Genomic DNA, 22,102 nt, shown 5'->3' with positions numbered 1-22,102 from the left:
GCCGCCCAGCTCGTCGACCCCGACGCCAAGGACATCCTCGGGCTTCAGCCGGGGATGGTCCGGATATGCCTCGACCACGCCCATGGACGGGGGGCGATCACCAGCCGCTCACGTACGTCCCACTGTGCTGGGTACACGGCCGCGACTGCGGCAAGGTCATCAACCAGACGGCCATGGCCTGCTGTCTCGTCGGCACCGTGTGCAAGGACGGCGAGCCCATTTCGCCAGACGCCCGGCCGGTGCGCTGCCTCCTTTACAGGAAGCCCCTGTGCAGCGATGTAATCCGCGTCAGCCGAGCGGGATCGACAGGGCGTCATCGGCGTCGGGTGATACGCGGCCCATTTTCACACTCGTTACGCAGATGGATCAGGGCGGCCAGCAAGCTGCCTGCTCACATACGAAGAGGCAGAACTGAGGCGGACCTGGGCCGTACCAGAGTGTCCTGTTCAAGGCCGGCACAGCGGCAGGTCTGGGCAAGCAGGTCGTCGTCAACAGTCGCCTCACCCGTGCCTACGAGACCCTCAACGCCACCCAGCCCAGCTCAAAGCCGACATCCGCCCCTCCGCTCCAGGTACTTCTCAGGGACTTTCAGTCCTATCCGAGGGACTTCCCAGGGACCTTCCGCCGCCTTGACGCGGCAAACTCCCGCAAGATCGGACAGGGCCTCCGACGCAGGTCGGAGGCCCTGTCCAAGGAAAAGCCGCAGGTGATGGCAGACGAGTCGGGCTGTACGCCGGGTATTCCTGACGCACCTTTCTGACCTGCGGCTTCGTGGGGCGTATCGGTTGTGACCTGCTAGGTCGGGTTGCAGAGGCGACCGGAGGCAGTCAGAGGAAACCGCTCTGATTCGACCCCGATTCGAACCGAGCCGCTCGGAGCCGGTCAGAGGCAATCGCCCTCTGATCTGGCTCCGAGTCGGCCCAGGTCGGACGGTGTTGATCAGGCCGTGAACCAGCTGACCGCACTCCGAATCGACCTCGGTCGAGCCGCGATGGGGACGTCTGCCTCCAGCACCGGGGCCAGGCATACGAATGCCTCCAGGATGGCCATCCTGGAGGCATCGCTGGCACCGATTGGAGGTCGGTACCGGACACCACCCGTGGTTTTAGCGGGCCTGGGTGGCGTCTCTGTCCTTGCGGGACGGCTCCACAGTGCCACACAGCACCCACCAGACAGGTTCTTCCCGACGGCCATTTCACCCAGGCGAGCGACTGGGCCCTCACCAGCTGCCTACGGCCGCAGCCGATCTCATTCTGCTCGGCGACCTCACCGGCCGCTATGCGGCGGGCAGTTACAGCAAGCTCGCCTCCGACGGCCAAACCCTGGTCCTGCGCGCGGACCGTCAGGGCGCGGCCGAACACGGGCACCGAATCACGGCGGCCATCGCCTGCCATGTCGCTCGCGCCGGCGGCACCGTCGACCAGCTGACGCGGCTGCTGCTGCATCCCGACCACGAGGGCGGACGGCACGCTCGGCACATCGTGCTGCGCTCTGGGCAGGCACGCGCCTTGGACTACATCCGCCGGGTATGGACCAGCGCCTCGGCCGCGGTCAGCAGCACGAGACTCATGGAGTCGCGCCAGCACACGTACGAAGTTCTTTCCGCGCTACGTGACCGGATTGAGACGACGCCCTGGCGCGGGGAACGTGGGCGGACCGCGCTGCGGGTACTGCGTGCGCATCTGAACTTCGCCGAGATCGCAGGCGGCCCTCTGCACCACGCCAGCGAGCGGCAGACGGCAGAAGAGGCAGGCATCTCCCGCACGACCCTCCGGGTCGTCTACGAGACCGTCCTCAAACCGCGAGGCTGGCTGCGACGTCTGCGAGTCGGCCAAGGCCGCGAGGGCTCGACCTGGTACCTCGCCGAAGGCAAGGCCGACCACCACAGCACCCCCGCTCCCCAATCTCGTTTCCGGACCACTCAGTACCCCCCCGACCCGGCACTTGAGGAGTGGCCCACCCCTGAGACGGGCACGACGGCCGACCTCGACTCCACCGTCATCAGCCGGCTAATGGGCCACGACGCCTTCGCCCACCACGGTCTGGGCAGCGCCGCACTGGTGATCATCGCTGCACTGCACGCCCGTGCGGCGCAGACGGTCGCCGAGCTTGTCGGTTCGTCCTCCGTCTCCCGCGCCACCCTCTACCGCGCCTTGCGGCGCCTGGCCGACCACGGCCTTGTCCACCACAGCGGTGAGACCTGGACCCTGGCACCTCATGCTCTGGAGGGCTTCGGTGACCTCCCTCCGGAGGCTGCGGCCGAAGAGATCGCCGAGCCGGCCCGCGGCTGGGACGCAGTCGCGACGCGACACGGGACCGCGGGCGTCGCGTCCCGGCGCAAGGCGGTGCATGCCGCCGAGCGCGCGGCGTACCAACGGGCGCTGGAGCTGCTGTCGGAGCACCGCAGCAAGGCCGTGGTTCTCGTCCGCGACGGACGCCAGGTCGTGGTCCCCGCGCCACGCCCCGACGAGGTTCCCACCGCGTGGCACGCCCCGGACGGCTGTGTCCTCGATCCGGTCACGGGCCGCGCCGCTCCCGACTGGCGGATCGCCACCGATGGACGGCTGATCCTCATCACCCCTGCCGACCAGCGCAGTTACGACGAGCTGGCCGACGCCCATGCCGAAGCCCGCAGCGAATGGGAGTCCGCAGCGTGAACCCACCCCCTCCACCCAAGGCCGATCACGACGATCAGGACACCGCGCAAGCACTTCGGGAGCAGTACGAGTCCGGTTCCACCGTGGACCAACTCGTGGCGAGCAGTGGCCTGTCCTATGGCACGGTCCTCAATCGGCTACACGAGGCCGGCACCATGATGCGCACGTCGTGGCAAACACGTCGGATGCATCAGGACCCGCAGGCACGCAAACGCCTCGCGGCCCATCTGCGGACCCTGTACGAGCAGCACGGCGCGACCCTCACCGAGCTCTCCACGGTTGCGGGAGAGACGAGGCGTGCTGCCCGACGTCTGCTGATCGAGGCCGGCGGCACCGTGCGCACCACGCAGCAGACGCTGCGGATGCGCTCCGCAGCACAGAACGCCGAGCGGCAGAGGCTTGCGATGTCCCTGCGGGCGCGCTACGAGGCCGGGACCACGGTTCCGGAACTCGCCAAGGAGTGCAGTTACTCCGTCGCCACCGTCTACCGGCTCCTGCACCAAGCCGGCACCCGCATGCGGCCCCAGCACAACCACGGACCGGCCCGCACCCCGAAAAGGCGGTCATGAGCACCCCCGCGCGGTTCCCCGGCCAGGCCCGGCAGATTGCGGGACCGAGGGCATGCCATCTCGGATCCCGCCCTGCAGCACGAGCCCCTCCTCCGACCGCACCCGTCCCCCTGGACGGCGGCCTTCTGGCTGGCGCGCCCAAGTCAACGCACCTTTCCCGATTCAGGAGATCAACAACACGTGAGTGAGAACACCCGTACCAAGACCCTGGCCGCAGCCACAGCCAGCGCCTGGGACGCCTTCGTCATCGTCGTCGGCATGCTCAAGGGCGGCACCGGCAAGACCACCTCCGCCTGGTTCATCGCGCTCTACTACGCCGTCGTCCTCGACCTACCGACCCTTCTGCTGGACGCCGACGCGACCAGCCAGTCCGCCTACGACTGGTTCAAGGTCGCTCAGGCCGCCGGCTTCGAGATCCCCGCCAACCTGGTGGTCGAGCGGTACCCGTTCGACGACATCGCTGAGTACATCCGTACCAAGCGGGCCGAGTTCGGCGCGATCGTGGTCGACGCCGGCGGCGGCAGCGCCCGGATCTTCCACGAGGCTGTTACCGAGGCGAACCTGCTGCTCGTACCGGTCGCCCCCACCAAGATCGAGCGCCGCAAGCTCGTGGCCACCTTCGACGAGGCCGAGCGCGCCGCCGCCCGCAACGAGCAGGGCGTCACCGCCCACGTGGTCATGGTCAAGGCCGACGACCGCACCAGCCTGCCCAGCCGGGCGAAGGGCCAGCTGCTGGAGCCCGCCGAGGGCGAGGGCATCGGCCCGGGCCGCGATGAAGCGTTCCCGCTCGCCGAGACCACCATCCACTCCTGGGTGCACTACATGGAGGCCTTCGGCGAGATCCCGACGGAGCTGAGCGAGTACGCCGAGCTGGTGAAGGAGCTGACCGAGGCATGAGCGAGAAGAACGAGAGGCAGAGGCCTCCGGCCCGTCGCACCAGCGGGCGGGCCCTGGGCGGGGCCAAGAAGACGACCCCGCCGCCCCCTCCGCCGGCTGCCGAGCTCACGCCAGAGCAGTTCGCCGCTGAACAGGCCACCGACCAGGGCGAAGTGGTTGCTGCTGGCGCAGCGCGGGTTCAGCACGCTCCTGCTGCGGTTGCCTTCGAGGCACAGGCTCAGGATCTGACACAAACCGTCGATACTGCCGAGGCGGGGACGGAATCCGCCGACGGCCTGGCCGAGCGGCAGCCACCGCCGGTGGCCTCGGCTCCCCAGTCTGGAGCGCTTGGGAGCCAGCCCGATCAGTCAGCCGAACTCGATGGGCTGCACAGCTCGTTCCATGCCGCGTCCGCAGTTTCGGGCACGGCGCCGACCGCCGAGGTCGCCGTCCGCCAGGCGGTCCCTCCGGCGGCGGCCAGCACGGCGTTCCCGTTCAGGCCCCACGCTCCTGCACCCCAACAGGCACAGGACACTCGACCGCAGGAGGCGCCCAGCGAGGGGGCACCTTACGCCCACGGTCCTGGCCGTCCCGAAAACATCCCCGAGGCCGCCGTCGTCCTCAACCAGCGCATCATCACACGCGAGAGTCTCGACTCGTCGGTCCCCGCCGCGTTGAAGCTGAAGAAGCGGATCAAACGCTTCGCGCTGGACAACGAACTCGACCACCTGCCCATCGGCGACATCGTTTCTGTCGCGCTGGACGAGTGGCTCACCGCTCGCGGGTTCTAAACCCGACCGCAGTACACAAGGCGGCCGCCCCCGTGTCGGGGTGCGGCCGCCCCTGCCGACTATTCCAATAGCCCAATAGGCGGATAGCTATCCGTCTAGCCAGACCGACTGGAGCAGCTCTCGTGCCTGATCGCTCCCCCTACGCCGCCCGACTACGTGATATCGCGGACGCCCTCGACGCCGAGTTCCAGCCGCGCGACGACGTCCTCACGCCGCACGCCGACACCATGGACATCATCAGTAACCGGCACACAAAACGCGGACAGCTCAACTACGCCGTCCCCAAGGTCCTCCAGTTCCAACGCCGCATCCGCCGCTGTAACGCCGACACCGACATCCCCCACGGCGACATCGTCGCGCTCGCCCTTGACAGCTGGCTGCGCGCCAAGGGCTATCCGCCCGATTCGAAGGACGAAAGACGTACGGGGCTGGACGTCAGTGGCCAGTGACGATCAGGTTGCTCCAGCTGCCTTCCGCATGCGGACTGGTGGCACTTTTGTGCGGTTCCGTGGAGTTAGGGGCGCCCTCTGTGTTCCAGCAGGGAGACCACTCGTCCGCTCGCCTGCTGGCGGCTGCCTGGCGACGGTGCCAGGGCAGGCGATTCGCTGTCCGGCGTCCGGGCCGTCACCGTGCGGAACAGCTCCGTCGGCATGCGGCACTGCGTCACCAGTTGGGACTCGTCGATGCCTTCTTGCGTCAGCAACTCCACGGCTCTTGGCAAGAGGGACGGCTGCTCGATAGCGCTGATCAAGCCCGGCTCGTTCCGGCGCCAACCACGGGCCGAGATGGTCGTCATAGCGTTGCGGTAGGACGTGTCGCTGAGTCTGCCGAGCCATCGCGCACGGTACAGAAGTGCCTGGATGCTGACGCCCCACTGCTCTTTGAGCCGGGCCAGTGTCTGCCAGGCAGCGCCGCCCATGGTGGCGGGAAGCAGGTCTCGGATCTGATCGGCCGGCATGAGCAACTCGGCGGCGAAGCGATGGGCTTGGGCCTCAACGATGCGCCCGCCCGGCTCTGCGTCGCTGTGCATCATCAGGTGTCCCAGCTCATGCGCGACGTCGAAGCGCTGCCGGTAGTAGTCCCGCTTGATGGGGTTGAGGACGACCACAGGGCGCAGTTTGCTGTCGAACGAGTAGGCGTCGACCGATGCTGTCTGTGGAGGGCTGAAGACGACGAGCACGCCGTGGTTCTCCAGCATTCTGACGAGGTGTCCAGCAGGGCCATCCCCCATCGCCCATTCCTGGCGCAGGAGTTGGGCGGCACGTTCCGGGCCGTTGCCGTCCGGGTCGTCCACTGGCACGGGATAGCTGGGGACGGCAGAATCGGGGAACTCGACGTGCCGTTCAAGGCTGTTGGTGATGTCCACGGCGAGCTGGCCGTAGGCGTAGGCCTGGTCTCGGGCCAGCTGGCTGGTGGAGCGGAGCGAGCGGAAGTGCGGTGCCGTGCAGAGGGCGGCGACGTCCTCTGCACGGATCGCGAAGAACCCGGGGTCGACTGACAGACTCAGTGCCAGTTGTGCCACTGTGGCGGCTGTCGGCCGTTTGGCTCCGGACTCCCAGGCCGCCACCGCGGTTGGGCTTTTGTCGACGAGAGCGGCTAGGTCGCTTTTGCGCAGGCCCGCCAGGTGCCTCGCCATTTTGAGGCGGGCACTGTCGAAGAGCGCGGCGACCTCCGCCGCTCGGTCGAGCGTAGACGTACGAGTACTCACCCTTCACCACTAGCACGGTTGCCTGGGCGTTCGTGCATCGGCCGGCGCAGACGAACGGGTGCGTCCGGCACGGTGTTCGGCCCCGTCGGGAGCGGGGTGTCATCCGTGCGGCGTCCGCCGTCGGACGGCGGGGCGCTGAGGATGTCGTGCCGCCAGTGCCATGCCTGTCCCCCGCCGGTATTGAGGCGGGGACGCCCGAGAACCAGTTCAATCCGTCCGCTGAGGGGGTCGAGACTGTGGGCCACGACATACGTTTCGAGGTCCAGTTCCGGCTCTGTCGCCAGCATCTCCAGACCGCCGAACTCCTCTGCCTCCAAGCCGTCGAACAGTGAGGGCTGCGGTGGCTCGGGAGTACGCTGCCTGGCTACCTGCTGCTTGGTCGGGCTCTTGCGGGGCCACGGCAGTCGGTCAAGTTCTCCGAAGTCACACGAGGCGAGCAGGAATCGACGCTCACCATGCGCCCAGCCGGGGCTGCCGTTGAGGTCGGCTCGTCGTACCAGCCCCGCATCCAGCTGCGGCATGGTGTCGATGTCACGTTCGGACAGCTGGTCGTACAGCAGGTCGAGGTCGGCGTCGTCGTTGCCGGAACGCACCGCGTAACGTTCACAAGCGAACACGCGGTCGAGTCGATCACGGAACAATGTGTACCTGAGGCTGCCGAGCAAGGCCGCGTCGTGACCGTCGGCCTCGGAGTATGTCTCCAGAGCCCGAGAGGTAGCCGCCAGATACGCCCAGCGCACGCCAGCCAGGAGACCGGCGTCACCGAACTCCATGATGACATCCTGGTGTTCACTCACGATGAGGAAGTTACACCATGGCCAGTATTTTGTGTGCCAGAGTGAACCACTCCGGCGTGTCGAGGGGCGTGAAGCGCACCGACCTGCCGAGCCAGCCGGCAATTCGGCGACTCCCGGGCCAAGTGACGCTGAGGCCCGAAGCTGCCAGCGTGACGGCCCCGGGCGTGGTAGAAACCGATCGCCCCGGTGTACACCACGTCCGGCAACAACGCCGGGACTACGTTCGGAGTACCCGTGCTTGACCCTTGGATGAAGACGATGCTCATCGCGGTGATTACCGCGATGGTGACCACGTTCGCGTTGTCGCGGTTCGCTCCGCGCCTTGAGGCCAGGTCAGTCCGGATCAAGGCGGCTTGGGCCGCGCGGGATGCCTTCTCGGGACACCTCCTGACGATCCTTTCCGCCACAGCCCGACTGGAGAACGTGAACCCTGAGGAGACAGACGAACCACTGCGCGGCCGGATGCAAGGCGAGTGCGACCGCTGGGCGTCGCAGGTGGAGGAGTCAACCCGCTATCTCATCGACCACGCCGAGCAATACGTCTTGACCTACCCCTCGCGGCCACTGGACCTGCATGGGTTGATGACAGGGTTCGTCGTGGCCGCGCGTGGTGTGTGGCTGTCTGAGCTGCCGCTCCAAGAGCGAGCCCGACGCGTCGGAGCGCTCGCTGCACCGGTGCAAGGAATCTTCTTCGCGAAGAAGTCGTACCGCCTACTCCACCTCGCCGACGACCGCCAGCGCCTGCGGGAACTGCTACGGGCCGTCAACGAGCCCACCCCGCCCCTGGCCCCCGCTGCGGGCTGAATCTGCTCCAAGAGACGGCTCGGGCACCGCACCACTGCCGACACCCGTCTCACTCCTTTCCCCGGCCTGTTGCGCGATACCCTCCCTTCTCGTGGCGGACCCATTCCTCGCAACCCTCAACGAGGCCACTCGAACCGTCATCGCGCTCGTCCGAGGCGAACTCCTTGCTACGCCCACAACGACCATGCATACCGCGATCACCCGCACCTACTGTTGCGTCCCAGACTGCAGTCCGTGCGTACTCAACCTGCGCAACATCCCCGCCTCCGGTGCTGGCGAACTGAACTGCATCGTCTGGCAGAGACCAGTGGAAAGAGACACACGTGCACATCGCTCGCCCCCGGCCATTGCCCACCCTGAACTCCTTGACTCACGAATGGAACACGGCCAGAAACACAGGCAAGGGATGGCCTCTGTTCCTCGACGCGGTCCAGATTGAAGGCCTGCGCGGCTGGAACGGGGAAAACATCGAATTCCGGTTCCCGGTTGTCGCCATCGCTGGAGAAAACGGCGCAGGTAAGAGTACGGTCCTTAAAGCTGCAGCTGCTGCTTACACCGCCGAGCAGAGCGGCGGAGCGACCTTCTACCCCGACGACTTCTTTCCCAATACTCCCTGGGAAACGGTTCAGGGTGTGACTCTGACCTATCAGATCCGCAGGGGCAGCAAGATCGATACTCAGACTTTGCGCAAGCTCACCAGCCGCTGGCGGGGTATGCCTGACCGCTTTCCTCGCCCTCTGTACTTCCTCGACATCAGCCGCACCCAGCCCGTCAATACCCAGATCGGCTACGGCAAGGCTGCCACGCAGGCCAACTTCACTGCTGCAGTTACTCCGTTCAGTGACGCGGACCGGAGCCTGCTGTCCCGGATCATGAACAGGCCCTACACAGCCAGCGGCATGGCCACGTACCAGAACAAGCAAGTTGGCGTTCCGAACACGGGCGCAGGCGAATATTCCAACTTCCATCAAGGCGCCGGCGAGGACGCAACCGCCGACCTTGTCGAGCTGCTCCGTGCCGCTCCCGACCGTTCATTGATCATCATCGACGAAGTGGAAGCCTCCCTGCATCCTCGGGCTCAGCGGCGGCTTATGGCAGAACTCTTCCAGATCGCCGAAAAGAGGAAAATGCAGTTCATCCTCTCCACCCACTCTGCGACGATCATGGAACAGCTACCTACTGAGGCCCGCGTGTACATCCAGACCCATCGCGGAGGAGGGCGCGATGTTCTTTATGGCGTGACCGCCAAGTTTGCTATGTCATTGATGGACGACATAGATCACCCAGAGCTTGTGCTGTTCTGCGAGGACGACTACGCGGGCATTCTGATCGATGCCTTGATCAACCAAGAGGATCCCGATCTGGGCCGCCGGATCGAAATCCTTGCTGTAGGAGCCGCTTCCACGGTGACTACCCTGGGCGGACTTGCGGAACATGGACGTCTTCCAGGCGTGTCGCTCGGGGTACTGGACGCCGACCAGCGTGCCGAGGCGGGCTGTATCACTCTGCCGGGGTCCCAGGCTCCAGAGAAGGAGGTGTTCGACGCGCTGGACGAGCCCGCGTGGGAGAAGGTAGCCATGCGCCTGGATGTAAGAGCAGGTGAACTACTGCAAGCCGTTGACGACGCGCGACAGATCGATAACCATCACGCCTGGACCCGCCGCGTGGCCGAGCGCCTAGGGCCCCGCGTGCGCACTGATCGAGTTTGGGAAGCCATCGCCGCGGTTTGGGCCAAGGACACCGTGGACTCCCAAGAGCGCGCCTCATTCGTCAGCTCTGTCCAACAACGCCTGCTCAGCCAGCCCTGACGCTCCCTATGGATCGCGACGAGTTGCTTCCGTGGGATCGGAATGGCTGGCTGACTACCTCCAGCACCGGCACGGCAGCTTCCTCAGCCTTCTTGGTCGCGGAGGTCAGGCACTTCGACACAGCCCAGATTTCGGCCAAGGCCATAGCCGACTGGACATAGTCGACGGCAATGCCTTTGGGCTACGACCGGTCGTCGCCTACACACCAGCGACAAAGCAGGGTCCGCTTCACACATCAGGTATCGCCCCGGGGAAGCCGCACCGGGGTGTCAGTGGCCGCGTATACGCTCCCCCGGTGATGATTGATCGTAGCGCTCGTGTCGTCCCTCCCCGCTATCCGGACCGCAACGTACGCAGCTGGATCGGCGACGCGTTGGGCAAAGCCGACGAAGCCGACCTGCTCGCTGCGTACCTGTGGGTACAAGAGATCTCCATTGGCCGCGAAGGCTGCACCGCGCTGCGCGGGCACGCAGACGCCCTCCGCAAGAATCTTGAAAAGCTTGAGGAACTCAAGAGCGGCTCACGCTTTCGTGGGCGCACCTGGGACTTCACTCGGGTCGAACTTGATTCGACCTTCGCGGCGTTTGCCACAACGATGAACGAAGAACTCGACCTCATCGGAGGCTGCTTGCAGCAGGCAACCCTGGCCTTCGAGGAACTCAGCAGACTCCCCAAGGAAGACCTGTCCACGCTCTACGCTCCAGGCCGCGTCGATTCCCCGCTGAACACCATCACGAAACAGTGGGACGAGATCGCGCCCAGCACAGACCGCTTTGAAACCATGCACCAACGAACACTCGCGGAGATCGACCGTTTGGCCGTTGTCGACGACCGACGGGCCCGCTTCGCCCAGGGCAAGGAGAGCTACTCCCTGGGGCGTATCCAGCAGTTCGACGGCAAGGACTTCGAGGTTCTCGTCGCGTGGCTCACCCATCGCGACGGAATGAAGGTGATCCGGAATCATGGCGGTACCGGGGACAGGGGAGCGGACGTCATCTCTGAGACTCCGGATGGCCGGCGTGTGGTGGTGCAGTGCAAGCAGACCAGCAGGGCGGCTAGGCAGACCGTGACCAGCACCAACGTCCAGACGTTCAATGGGACCGCTCGTCTTGAGCACAAGGCTGACATCGCTTTGATGGTCACCAACGGCTCCTTCTCCGAGCCGGCTCGCGACTTCGCCAACGATCACGCGATCCACTTGATCGGTGCAACGGAGCTGGAACGCTGGGCTACATGGGGCGACTCCCTCTATGAGGTCATGGGCATCTCTCAGGCCGGCGCCCTTGAGGCATCAGCCTGATCACGCTGCTCCGGGACGGGCCGATAGCACCCGCCGCGCGCCCTGATTCGGAGGTACAACCGCTTCGCTACATCTGGCAGCAAATGTCGCGTTTGCCGTCAGGGCCGTGTCAGCGAGTGAGTCGTCGTGTCAGCTGTTCAGCGGTGAGCTCCACTCGGCCGACTTGAGAGTCATATCCGAACATGCGTGTAGGCCGGTTGAGGTATTCGGACTTTGACGGGTACTGAAAGTAGAGGATTTGCCCACATACAGGGGCTACGTCTCGCATGAGGGTGTCTTGGCACGTACCCAGGACGGTGATGCCGTGGGCAGTGGCGACATTGGTGATCGCGCTGAGCACTTCGCGTCGGTGTTCTTGGCCCAGGGAGTCGCCCAGTTCGTCCAGGACGAGCACTCGGCCTTGGGCGTGAGGGGCTGCCAGGAGAGCGGCGAGAACGAGGTGGATGGAGAAGAGCTTTTCCTGGGCGGTGTTGGTGACGGTGTCGTACGCGAGCATCGGGCCGTTGGGGTTGCGTCGCCACCGTGGTGTGACGGAGCAGCGCCAGCTGTGGTCGGTGTCCGTGGGTGGGTCGATCTGGTAGTGCAGGTCTGCGCCAAAGAGGCCGGCGTCGCGGTTCAGTTGGTCCAGGGCTGTGGTGATGTTGTCGAGGGCTCCGGCGACGCGTTGGGTGATGACTTCCTGGGTGCGGCGGAGTTCCTCGGCGAGGGTCTCCACCGAGCGGGAGATGAAGGCGTTCTCCTCAAGGCGTTCGGCACGCACCTTCTCTACGGTGGTGTGGATGTCGGCGTCGGCGGCCTCGTTGTCGGTGAGCCACTCGCTGAGTGCCTGGAGTGCTGTGTCGGCTTTCGCATCGGGGTCGGCGTCGTCGAGGCGGCTGGCGTGAGCGAGGGTGACGGTGGGGTAGCCGCTGGTTGCCGCCCGAAGGGAGAGGGCGACCATGCAGCCGTCGACGGTCGCGTTGGCGGCCATGTGGAGTTGGACGGCGGAGCGCCGTTCCCGGGGCGGTTCGCCGTGGGGCGCGGCGGGTGGAAGCGGTGCTTCGGTGAGAAGCTGCGTGTACTGCGTGGGTAGCCAGTCTGCGGGCCAGTTCAGCAACGTACGGGCAGCTTCAGCGTCCAGTCCCAGGTCGGCTGCCGCGGTGCTGGCGCCGTCTCGTTCGATGACCGCCTCTTGGTCGCGGCACTCACGGTCGCAGTGTTGGAGTGTGATCTTCGTTTCCCGGATGCGCCGCTCGAGTTCTTCGATCCGTTGCTTTCGGCCGCTGAGGGCTGTTTTGGCCATGGCCCAGGCGTCCACTGCCTCCTCGAGAAGGGTTGCGACCTGGGGAAGCATGTGACGTCTGTGGGTGAGTCTGTCAGTGGCTTCGCTGTGGTCTTTCAGCAGTTGCGGTAGGGCTTCGAAGGCCTGGGCGCGCGTCAGTTCAGCCTCTGCCAGGGTGACGCGGCGTGCGAGATGCTCAAGGAGGTTCTCCGCTCTCTGCTGGCTGAGCAGGGCCTCGTCGTGTCGGGCGCGCAGCTGGGCGCACAAGGCTTCCCGCCCCACGGTCGGGTTGGGGAAGGCTCCGACGATGTGGACGCCGAGGGCGTCGACGCTGGAGTGCGGGGGCTGTTGGGTCCATTGGGTCTGGGCGGCGAGTGCGTGCAGGAACTGGTGTGCAGGTTCTGGCGCCGAGCGGATGCCGGTTGGCCACGTGGTCGCTTGGCTGGTGGGTGCGGTGGCGGTTGGGGCCTTGTCTGGGTCCTCGGTGATCAGGACGGCGCCGGGCAGAGCGGTCAATGCTGTGAGGGCGGCGGGCAGGTCGGCGTGTGCTACGCAGACGGCGTCGCGCCACGGGTGAAGGGCGGCTTCCCACCTGTCCCGCATCTGGTCATCGAGGTCGATCTGGTCGAGCAGGCCGACGCCGGTGATGTCCTCCTCGGCGGCCAGCACGTGCAGGACCGCTCCGACGAGTCCTGCTTGTCCCTGCTCGGCTTTGCTGAGTTGGTCTGCGTAGTTGAGGGTGTCACGTTGGGCGATGCCGCGGTTGATCTCCGCTTCTGCCGTCTGCTGGGCGAGCAGGGTCAGCTGTTCCTGGAGCGCGGCCGCGGATTCGCCGGCATGGGCGGCGCTGAGGGTCCGGGCCTCGTCCAGTACCTTTTGCGCCTTGGCGAGTTCTTCTACCAGGCGGCGTTCTTCGGTCTGTGCGTTGGTCAAGTCGGTGAGGCATTGGTTCTTGGTCTGCTCGGCTGTTTCGCAGGCCTGCTCGAGTCCGGTGAGGTTGGAGGCGTCGGTCTTCTGAGACTCCAGGTCTCTCAGAAGATCGGTCGTCGTCTTGAGGGTTGCCGCGGTCTGGGGCAGGAGGATCTCGGCACTGCGCAGCTGTGCGGTTTCGTCCAGCAGGATGCGGGCCAGGGCGGCGCGGCGGTCTGCTTCGGCGCTGCCGACCTTACGGCGGAGTTCGTCTCGGGCCTCTGCCTCGCGGAGCATGGTGTCCTCCCGGGCGAGTGCCTGTTCGTGCCGTTGAAGGGCCTTGGCGTACTTGTCTCGCTTGTCGTCCAGTGCCTTGCGCTGCCCTTTGTCGTGTTCGAGCAGGCTGGAGCGGCCGGACAGGGTGATCAGGGCATCCCCGATGTGGTCGGGTGAGTAGGTGCCGGCTTCGAGCTTGAGCAGGGAGGGCCGTGAGCGTACCTGCCCGCGGGACGCCACGTAGGCCAGCACCTTCGGGGATCGGCCGTAAAGCTGTGTGGCGTATTCGCTGGAGCCCAATGCCTCGACACCGAGTTGCTGGTAGAAGGCCGGTGCTGCGCGGTGACGCTCGTCGTCGGTTCCGTCGGTGAGCAGGTGGACGCCGGTATGGTGGCGTACTTGGACATGGGGTGAGTCGTTGCTGATCTGCAGCCAGACGGTATGCGGGCGGCTGCCGTCGGATTCTGCGAAGACGCCGGCGATGTAGCCCCGGTCGGCTGCGTCGACCAGCTGGGTGGAAGCCCCGGCGATGACGGGTTCGAAGAGCAGGTTGACGGTATTGGCTGTGCCGTTGCTGGTGATCTGCCATTCGGGGTCGCCCAGGAGCAGCGCCACGGCGGCGAGGAAGCTGGTCTTGCCTGACTCGTTGGAGTCCTTGGGGCCTCGGCCTGTCACGGCGATGAAGGTGCCGGGAATCAGTGCCACCGGGTCGCTGGTGAGCCGGGCGATGGCGAAGGTCTGGACGGCGACCAGTTGCCGGCTGCCGATGATGCCGGTGGACAGCTGGCTGTCGGGGCCGGTCGGGATGGTCACGGGTGCTCCTGGAACGGGGCGGTGGGGCGGGCGGCTTGGCGCCGCCGTGCGATGGCTCGGGCGAGGTGGCCGTCGGGCCGGCCGGCGAGGATGAGGTCCTCCCACAGGGAGGCGATGCTGGGTTCGCTCAGGCGTTGCAGGCACGGGCCGGGGACGTAGTTTCCTTGGCCTGTGGTGTCGAGCATCCCTGCCGCGGTCAGGGTGCGCAGGGCCTCGCGGATCGTGGTTTTGGTCAGCGTGCGGTTGCGGGCGAGTTCGCGCAGGGTGACGGAATGCTGGGTGGCGTTCCATTGCGGGTGCGTGTGGCGTCCCTGGGCTCGTGGCAGAGCGACGGTGTGCAGGAGGACCAGGGCGAGGACGGTTCGCTCGGCCGGGCTCAGGGTGCCGATCCCGGCCGCGGCGAGTGCTTCGGCGACAGGGTCTGGGTATCCGGTGGTCCAGGTGCCCTGGGGTGTGCGGATGAGTGTGCGGCCGATGTCGGCCAAGGCCGCCTGGACGTGGGCACGGATGTCGGGGTCGTTGAGGGCCGGCAGGTCGCGTGGGGGCAGTGGACCTCGTGCGGTTTCCAGGGCAGTGACGATGCTGCGGCTGATGTGCTCGCTGCTGTGTTGAGCTTCGTCGGGCGGGGTGAGTTCGTGCGGCGAGGTGGCGGTGTTCGGATCGTCAGCGTGCGCCTGTGGGGGATGGGGTGAGGAGTGTGCGGTGTGCTGTTGATAGGGGTCCGGCAGCCGGTGGTGGCCTCTGCGGAGCGCGGCGATGGTGGGACCGGGCAGCGTGGCCACGGCGGGCCCCAGATGCAGCATCGGGCCGACCGCCACGATGAGACCGCGCCCGGGCAGTAGGCGCTCCAGAGCGGTGGAGACGCTCTTGGAATCCGCGCCCAGGTGCGCGCAGGCGGTCTCGATCAGCTGGGCGGAAAAGGGCTGGCCGGGGTAGTGCGGCAGCGTGGGATCGGGCCATGCGGCCTTCAGGCACAAAGCCCAGACCAGAGTGGGAATGCGGGCCAGAGCGGCGGGAGCTTGGTCCCCCAGCACCTCGATGTCGGGGGCGCTGCCGGCGGGCCACCCCAGCCGCAGCGTCATCATGCTTTCCCCTGCGGCCCGGAGCTGCAGCACGGTCCGGCCCGCTCTTTGGGCGGCATCGGCGGTTTCCTTGAGCAGGGCTGCACTGCGGGGGGCGGCGACTGATCCCGCGGCGCGGATGGCGGCCAGCAGGAGTGCGGACGGGGACGGTGGGGCGCTGTCACCTGTCATGGTCGTGGCCTCCCGCGTCGGCTCCGGCGTGGAGGGTGATGTCGTGGAGGTAGGTGACCTTGGCAGCGGGATCGACGCGTACTGGCACGGCGATCTCGATGTGGCAGTCGACGAGGGGATCAGCATCGGCTGCCAGGAGTTCGACCAGCAGTCGCCCGGCTCCGGGCCAGCCTCGTGCTTCGAGTACGTCGGCAAGGTCTGTGTGCTGCTGCCCGCCGAGGAGATCCTCCAGGAGGATCTCCTGGCGGAGGATCTCGTGCTGGGTGGCGTCGTCCAGGGCGGCGAAGGGATCGGCGTCGTCATCGGGTGTCGGCTGGGGCGGGGCAGGACGCGGTCGTGGCGGCCGCTGCGGGGTGTACGAGGCTGCGGTGTCGATCACGTGCTGGCCGTCGATCCACACCGGGGGTGTGTCGGCGACGAGGAACTCGCCGAAGTGTCCGAGGCGGTCGACGCCGGCGGTCTTAGCGAGGTGGAGGTACTCGGCGGGGGTGAGGACGTCCAGGTTGAGGCTTCCGCCGCCGTGCTCCAGGATTTTGTCGATGGCCGCGAGGAGTTGTTCGCGGTAGAACTGTGCGGCCTCGATCAGCGCGGTAGCCGCGTCCTCCAGGACGAGGTCGCCGGAGAAGGCCCGGGTGACCAGCTCGTTCAGGTCTGTCACCTGACGGGAGAAGTCGGTGTGGTCGTGCTGGCGCTGGGCGTTGATGAGTTCTGCGGGCGTGGCCATGATGACCTGCCGCTGCAGGTCCAGTGCGAAGACCGTCAGTCCGTGCCGGCATGTGCGCAGTGCTTGCAGCACGGGGGCGGGATCTGGGTCGTCTCGTTCCAGCAACTCGCGTGTACGGTCCAGCAGCCCGATGAGTTCGTCGACTCCCCCGTGCAGGGCGAGGCGTTCGGCGGCGATGGCGCCGGCAAGGCCGGCGGGGCGCATGACGTAGCGGTCCTGGTGCTTCTTGAGTACGTAGGGCTCCAGGAAACTCATGTCGATCATCAGCGACAGCCGTGAATCCAGGACGGCTGAGGGCCACCCCCTTCCGCCAGGTCCCAGATGCTCCCGCATCTGGTTTCGTGTCAGTCCGCTGGAGGCGGCGTGTTCGGCGAACACTGCGACGACGTCCGCGGCCAGACGGACCAGTTCCGGGTCCGTCACCAGTGCCTCGCGGTGGGCTGCCAACGGTGCGAAGAATGCACGCCAGTTCATCAGCCGTTGACCGGGGGCGAGGAGCACCTGGTCCTGTTCGTCCAAGGGCAGCTGGCCGCTGGTCACCGTGTCTTCTCCTGGCTCGGCTGGGCGGGCCCAGGTACGGGCAGGTGGAGGAAGGGCTCCAGCAGCTCGGGCAGACGGGGGAGAACGGAGAGGTAGAGCGTCTCTTGCTCTCGCGACTCCCCGCTCTCGGCGACGGCGAGGGCCAGCTCGCGCAGAGGGCCCGTCACGCGCTGTGCCAGCTCTGCGGCGTGTTCGGCGTCAAGGGCCTTGTCTTGCTCAGGATTCTTACGCCGCCGGTAAGGGCCTTCGCGCCACAGGTCCACGTCCATTCCGACGGCGTGCACCAGTGTGCCGAGCCGACGGGACAGGTCATCGATGATGCCGATGCCGTCAGCGTCCAGATCACACCAGGCGACGATCGGCCTGGGCTGCAGCCACTGGAGGAACGTGACGAGCTGATCGCGTGCGTAGCCGGCGCCCCAGACACAGAGCCAGTGTTCAGTCAGCTCCGGCAGTCTGCGGCACACGGCTCCGAAGGTGTCGGAGTTCTCGATCACCAGTACACCGCGGGCACTGCACTGGGCCTGGCCGATCACTCGGATGCCCTGCGAGGGCAGTCCGACCCAGGGCCGGGCGACCGCGGCGTCTGCGGCGACCTCGCCGATGTGCCACGACAGAGGCCCCTTCACCCGAAGGTCGGTGTCTTCTTCACGGACTGCGTCCTCGAAGTCCATGCCGATGAGGTTGGCAAACCCGACCTGTTGCTGCGCCGTCCACGTCTTGGAGCCGCCCAGCGCGTGCGCGGCCAGCTGCTTCAAGGTCACTTCTTTCTCACCTTGACCACGCAGCTCCCACCACTGCGCTGCGGCCCGGACCGCGGCCTCGTAGACCGACCACGCCGCCGTCCGGACGCGGCTTCCAGCGGGAACGACCAGCCCCGCTACTTCGGGGACTGCGGCAAGAATCTGCCGCTCCTGTGCGAGCTGTTCAACCGGTTCCATCACCTGCAGAAGCTCGCGACGCGCACGGCGCGGATCACGGGCCCCACGCAGTTCCGCCAGGCGATCTTCCGACTGCTCCTGCCATGCCTGAGTCAACGTCCAGCGCACGGGGCGCCCCAGTTGGAGCAATTCGTCGACCTCGCAACGCAACATCACCGCCCCGCAGCGGACCAGATCGGCCGTCACCTCGAAGGCCTGCGCGCCGAACCGCTTGACGACGGAGGACCATTCGCGTCGACCGGAGTCCAGGACCCACACCAGGTGCGACGGCGACAGCCCTTCGGGCGCTCCGAACAGGGGCACTTCGCCAGCTGGAACCAAGTCCACCCGCGTGACGTTCAGTTTCCGCCGTCGGTCGCGAGGCAGCCTGTCCTGTCCGTCTCGCCGTGTAGGGACTGTGACGGCATGCAGTCCCTCCGGCACTCCCTCAAGTACGACCGGCACCCGCCCGAACGATTCTCCGAAGAGCAGTCCGCCCCCGGTACGCGCGGCGACTCCCACAGGTCTCTCCCCCCGGCCGTGGCCTTCGCCAGCAACCCTGTCGCTAGGCCTCCCCCGCTCGATACGGCAGGGTGCTGACCAACAGCGGCTTGTGCCCCATTGAGGCTATCGGTGCACTGAATACAGGACAGACCAGATGAGTTGAGGCCTACATCACTTCTCGGGAATGTCCCGATCACGTTGTTCGATCGGCAATCGACGCCCATTAATCAGCCACTTCCCCCAACGGAACCCGTCCGCGCGAGCGCAACGACACGCCCACACCGGACCACGCGGCGACGCGGGCCAGCCGACCGTCACGCTTAATAACAAATCAATAACTAGACCGGATGCACAAGTGCACCTTTTATTCAGATTCATCCATAAATTATCGGCATGGAATGGGCCTCATGTGAGCTCCCTTCCGAGGAAAGCAGGGTCGAATACCAACCTGGTTTAGGTACCCTCTGCACTGGGAGGTGAGGGCATGACCGATGCAGAGCTGATAGTGGGCGAGGAACTGACACGGCGCGAACTGCACCGCCGTTTCGGCGGGACCCCGCAGGGAGGCATCGCTCCCTCCTCAGCGTCGCGGATGGTCATGCTTTTCACCATGGACAGTTCGCCCGCCTCGGACTACACGGGGTGGGGCGACGACGGGACCTTCCACTTCATGGGGCAAGGCGCCCGCGGCAACCAGACGATGACGCAAGGGAACCGCTCCCTTCTGCGCCACCAAGAAGACAACCGCACGCTGCACGTGTTCCACCGGCTCCCGAATCGGCAGACCGATGGGGCTCCTCTGTATCGCCACTTGGGTCGCTTCCGCCTGGACGACGAGACTCCGTACTACTCTGCGGACGCCCCGGACGAGGAGGGGGCCAACCGCAACGTGATCATCTTTCGGCTTCGGCCCGTCGGCGCAATCGCCGATGGGGGCCCGCAGCTCCCCAGGACGCCAGCGCCGACGGTGCGCATCGTCGAACTGCAACCGACTTACCAGGCCAGGCACACCTCGGAGATTCGCCCGTCGCGTGCGCACACCGAAGCGCAGCTGGTAGATAGCTACGCCGCGCATCTGCGGGCATCGGGGCGCAGCCTCACCCAAGCTCAGCTGACACTGGCTGGCGAGACCACGCCCTACCGGGTGGATCTCCTCGACTCCACGGAGAACCGGCTGATCGAGGCGAAGGGGAGCGCAACCCGGACGGCTGTGCGTGAGGCGATCGGGAAGCTGCTGGACTTCCGGCGATTCTTCAACCCCACGCCGACCCTCGCGGTACTCCTGCCCTCGCAGCCGCGAGAGGACCTGCTCGATCTCTGTGCATCCCTGTGCATCGAGGTCGTATGGCCACGCGAAGACGGAGGTTTCGTATCGACCCATGACTGACGGTCGGGATGAATCGCACGGGCATGCGATGCCACCCCGACCGCCTTCCCGGTCTCACAGGGTTCCTAGTCGCTGTGAGTAACCGCACCCATGTCCAGCATTGAACAGGAGCTTCTCCAGTATGTCCGATAGCGGCACCACCGCCGAAGGCAATCACGGAACCGATCCGGCGATCATCTACATGTACAGCAGCGCGCTGCTGGCCGGAGTCGTGCTGATCATCTTCGGGCACACCACCCCGCTGGAAGCCTCGGGGTATGTCTCCCCCTTCCTCGTCCTTTTCGAGCAGAGGCGATAGCGGTCCGCGATGGCCGCTCTCCCGAGAGCGGCCATCGCACCTGTCCCGGGATCGGCTGGACAGGGAGTCCGCTGACCGGCTTAGCAGCTGACGGACGCCTTGGGCCTCCGCAGCGGCGGCCACTTCTCTTACCGTCCGGCCTACTCATGTCCCCCATAAGCGTGACTGCCGACGATTCAGGTGTGTTTAGACGGGCTCCAGTAGGTCGACCACGGAGAGTCCGGTTTCGCCGTTGACAAGCTGGAGGGCTACCTCGGCTCGGGCAGCGAGGTCTAGAGGAGCGAGGTCCTCGGCGTACGCGGCGTGCACGATGCGGTCCAGGCCTGCGCCTACCAGCGGCGCGGCGGTGCGAAGCGACGCTTCCAGTGCCACGCCCTGGGTGGCGCCGCCGTGCAGGATGATGTTCCGGGTGCGGTACAAGCGCCGCAGCGCGATCCGAAAGGCTCCCGCGACGTCGTTCAGAACTGGTCGGGGGTCTTGGACCAGGTCGGCCATGCGCTGGGCAGCGGGGTTGTCGGAGTATTTGGTGGGCGTCCGGGTGAAGTCCAGTGCCCCGGCTCCTGTGGTGCGCAATGCCTCGACGACCAGCCTGGCGCGTTCCTGATTCGCCGTGCAAGCCGCGATTGCGCGGGTGAGGTCATCAGCTTCCCGCGGCCTGTGTCGGTGTGCGAGGGCAGTGAGCTCGGCGCGGGGCCAAGAGCAGGCGATGATGGCCGCCATCCGGTCGGCTGCCACCGCTTTGCCCGAGCGCTCGTTCTCCTTGGGATCATCCGGATGCGAAAGCAGCGATTCCACAGCGGCCCAGGCCCCGGCGACAGCCGGAGCCATCGGACCACGGTTGACCGCCGCCGCGAGCTCCAGCGCATCGTCGGTCCGGCTGCGTTGACTCGTGATGCGGTAGAGGTGCCCCTCGTTGACCAGCGTCAGGACATCCGCGCCACGGGCCGGGGGTTCGAGCGGGACAGGCTTCGCGTGACCCGCGACCCAGATATACGGAAGAGGCTCTACACCTCCCCGGTCCCTGCGCAGGAACTGGGCGCGTGCGGTCATGCGCTCCACCAGCTGCCGCGCCTGCTCGGCGGCGCTGAAGGGGTCGCGGGCCCGGACCTGGTAGACAAACCCGCCTCCGGGGCGGACACCCGATGTGTCGTGGCCCTGCTCGCGCAGCCAGCTCACGACCCTGCCCTTGCCCAGCCAGTTCTCCAGCGGCTCTGCCAGCTCCCGCCTGGGCACCTTCTCCAGCACCACCAGCACCTCGAACATGCTGGCCGGGGTCCTGGCGAGTTCTGCGGCGCTGTCTGCGATGTCCGCCGTGGTTGCGCGCGCCTGGTAAAGATCGTTCGCCCATGCCTTCAGATGGCTGGCGCTGTATCCCAGGTCCAGGAGATGAGAGGCGACGGTGCGGGAGTAGCGCTCCGGCTTGACGCGCTCCTCGACCGGAACATTCACGGCGGCTGCCCAGCGTTCCAGGTAGCCGGCCCGCACGTGGCCGATGATCTCCTTGAGTCGGCGGCGGGCGGGGCTCGGATCCGGCAGCGACTTTTTCAGCAGCTCGGTGAGCTCCTTGCGCAGCTCCCTGTCACCAAGGCCTCGATCGGGACCGATCAAGGCGTTGAGCTCATTACGCTGCCAGTCACAGGCGGTCTGTGAGAGCACCCCGTGGGCCTGCCAGTAACCCGCCTCCCACAACTCTTCCAGGGCCAGCACGGACCCTATGTCCCACAGCCGACGCGCCCACGGTGTGCCTTCGTCAGTGAAGTAGTCCGCCATCCGGGCTAACACGTGCCGGGCGTAGGGCTCCGAAGCAGGGGGCGTTGCCATCGCAGCACCCTAGCCGATCACCACAGTGCGCCCTGCTCATCTAGTAGTGCTTCGTTAGGTTGGTTTGATCGTGCGGTTGGTGGTGG

Annotated in this window: 17 protein-coding genes; 10 read left to right on the top strand and 7 right to left on the bottom strand. The window is 66.4% G+C overall.

The genetic code is table 11. The annotated features are described in order from the left end of the window. The first annotated feature begins 1,151 nt into the window (after positions 1-1,151). The 5 genes from WH07_RS05370 to WH07_RS05350 all read left to right on the top strand — a co-directional run bounded on the left by WH07_RS05370 (position 1,152) and on the right by WH07_RS05350 (position 5,342). Positions 1,152-2,657, top strand: a complete 1,506-nt coding sequence (locus WH07_RS05370) for a transcriptional regulator (protein ID WP_232788727.1) — start codon at positions 1,152-1,154, stop codon at positions 2,655-2,657. Then, positions 2,639-3,226, top strand: coding sequence for a helix-turn-helix domain-containing protein (locus tag WH07_RS05365; RefSeq protein WP_046495957.1), 588 nt, complete (start codon positions 2,639-2,641; stop codon positions 3,224-3,226). Before WH07_RS05370 ends, WH07_RS05365 begins: the two co-directional genes overlap by 19 nt. 180 nt (positions 3,227-3,406) lie before the next feature. Beyond that, entirely contained in the window at positions 3,407-4,123 is a 717-nt protein-coding gene (locus WH07_RS05360) for a ParA family protein (protein WP_046495955.1), read from the top strand. Next, complete coding sequence (locus tag WH07_RS36085) at positions 4,120-4,893, top strand: hypothetical protein (RefSeq protein WP_052744257.1); 774 nt, start codon at positions 4,120-4,122, stop codon at positions 4,891-4,893. Before WH07_RS05360 ends, WH07_RS36085 begins: the two co-directional genes overlap by 4 nt. 122 nt (positions 4,894-5,015) lie before the next feature. After that, positions 5,016-5,342 carry a hypothetical protein gene (locus tag WH07_RS05350; protein ID WP_046495953.1) on the top strand — a complete coding sequence of 109 codons (327 nt, stop codon included), beginning with the start codon at positions 5,016-5,018 and terminating at the stop codon, positions 5,340-5,342. Between the two features lie 65 nt (positions 5,343-5,407). Here WH07_RS05350 and WH07_RS05345 read toward each other — a convergent pair whose 3' ends face one another. Then, positions 5,408-6,601: a helix-turn-helix domain-containing protein gene (locus WH07_RS05345; RefSeq protein ID WP_046495951.1), complete on the bottom strand. Its 1,194-nt coding sequence runs from the start codon at positions 6,599-6,601 to the stop codon at positions 5,408-5,410. Next, positions 6,598-7,398, bottom strand: coding sequence for a hypothetical protein (locus WH07_RS05340; protein WP_046495949.1), 801 nt, complete (start codon positions 7,396-7,398; stop codon positions 6,598-6,600). Before WH07_RS05340 ends, WH07_RS05345 begins: the two co-directional genes overlap by 4 nt. 249 nt (positions 7,399-7,647) lie before the next feature. On the opposite strand from WH07_RS05340, the gene WH07_RS05335 reads away from it, so the two are divergent. From WH07_RS05335 to WH07_RS36080, 3 genes are all read left to right on the top strand, one after another. Continuing rightward, complete coding sequence (locus WH07_RS05335) at positions 7,648-8,202, top strand: hypothetical protein (RefSeq protein ID WP_046495947.1); 555 nt, start codon at positions 7,648-7,650, stop codon at positions 8,200-8,202. Positions 8,203-8,567: 365 nt separating this feature from the next. Beyond that, entirely contained in the window at positions 8,568-10,010 is a 1,443-nt protein-coding gene (locus WH07_RS05330) for an ATP-dependent nuclease (RefSeq protein WP_198533725.1), read from the top strand. 298 nt (positions 10,011-10,308) lie between these two features. Then, the gene (locus WH07_RS36080) at positions 10,309-11,310 is read left to right on the top strand and encodes a restriction endonuclease (RefSeq protein WP_079022957.1); all 1,002 of its coding nucleotides are present in this window, start codon (positions 10,309-10,311) and stop codon (positions 11,308-11,310) included. Between the two features lie 109 nt (positions 11,311-11,419). On the opposite strand, the gene WH07_RS05320 is transcribed toward WH07_RS36080, so the two are convergent. From WH07_RS05320 to WH07_RS05305, 4 genes are read right to left on the bottom strand one after another with little or no spacing between them, the layout of a single operon-like run. After that, positions 11,420-14,569 carry a coiled-coil domain-containing protein gene (locus WH07_RS05320; protein ID WP_046495945.1) on the bottom strand — a complete coding sequence of 1,050 codons (3,150 nt, stop codon included), beginning with the start codon at positions 14,567-14,569 and terminating at the stop codon, positions 11,420-11,422. Continuing rightward, positions 14,566-15,822: a hypothetical protein gene (locus WH07_RS37100; RefSeq protein WP_157877236.1), complete on the bottom strand. Its 1,257-nt coding sequence runs from the start codon at positions 15,820-15,822 to the stop codon at positions 14,566-14,568. Before WH07_RS37100 ends, WH07_RS05320 begins: the two co-directional genes overlap by 4 nt. After that, complete coding sequence (locus tag WH07_RS05310; protein ID WP_046495943.1) at positions 15,812-17,086, bottom strand: hypothetical protein; 1,275 nt, start codon at positions 17,084-17,086, stop codon at positions 15,812-15,814. Before WH07_RS05310 ends, WH07_RS37100 begins: the two co-directional genes overlap by 11 nt. After that, positions 17,083-18,330, bottom strand: a complete 1,248-nt coding sequence (locus tag WH07_RS05305) for a Wadjet anti-phage system protein JetD domain-containing protein (RefSeq protein ID WP_052744253.1) — start codon at positions 18,328-18,330, stop codon at positions 17,083-17,085. Before WH07_RS05305 ends, WH07_RS05310 begins: the two co-directional genes overlap by 4 nt. Positions 18,331-18,994: 664 nt before the next feature. Here WH07_RS05305 and WH07_RS05300 point away from each other — a divergent pair. Further along, on the top strand, positions 18,995-19,897 hold the full coding sequence (locus tag WH07_RS05300) for a hypothetical protein (protein ID WP_046495939.1): 903 nt from the start codon (positions 18,995-18,997) through the stop codon (positions 19,895-19,897). A 121-nt stretch (positions 19,898-20,018) separates the two neighbouring features. Next, a complete protein-coding gene (locus WH07_RS39575) occupies positions 20,019-20,195 on the top strand; it encodes a hypothetical protein (protein WP_157877232.1) in 177 nt (58 codons plus the stop codon). Positions 20,196-20,381: 186 nt separating this feature from the next. On the opposite strand, the gene WH07_RS40230 is transcribed toward WH07_RS39575, so the two are convergent. Next, positions 20,382-21,965, bottom strand: a complete 1,584-nt coding sequence (locus WH07_RS40230; RefSeq protein WP_052744251.1) for a hypothetical protein — start codon at positions 21,963-21,965, stop codon at positions 20,382-20,384. Positions 21,966-22,102 lie beyond the last annotated feature (137 nt).

The organism is Streptomyces odonnellii, assembly GCF_000981895.1.
Classification (GTDB): domain Bacteria; phylum Actinomycetota; class Actinomycetes; order Streptomycetales; family Streptomycetaceae; genus Streptomyces; species Streptomyces odonnellii.
The sequence above is the reverse complement of the archived record's forward strand: the minus strand, read 5'-3'. Positions and strand labels throughout refer to the sequence as shown.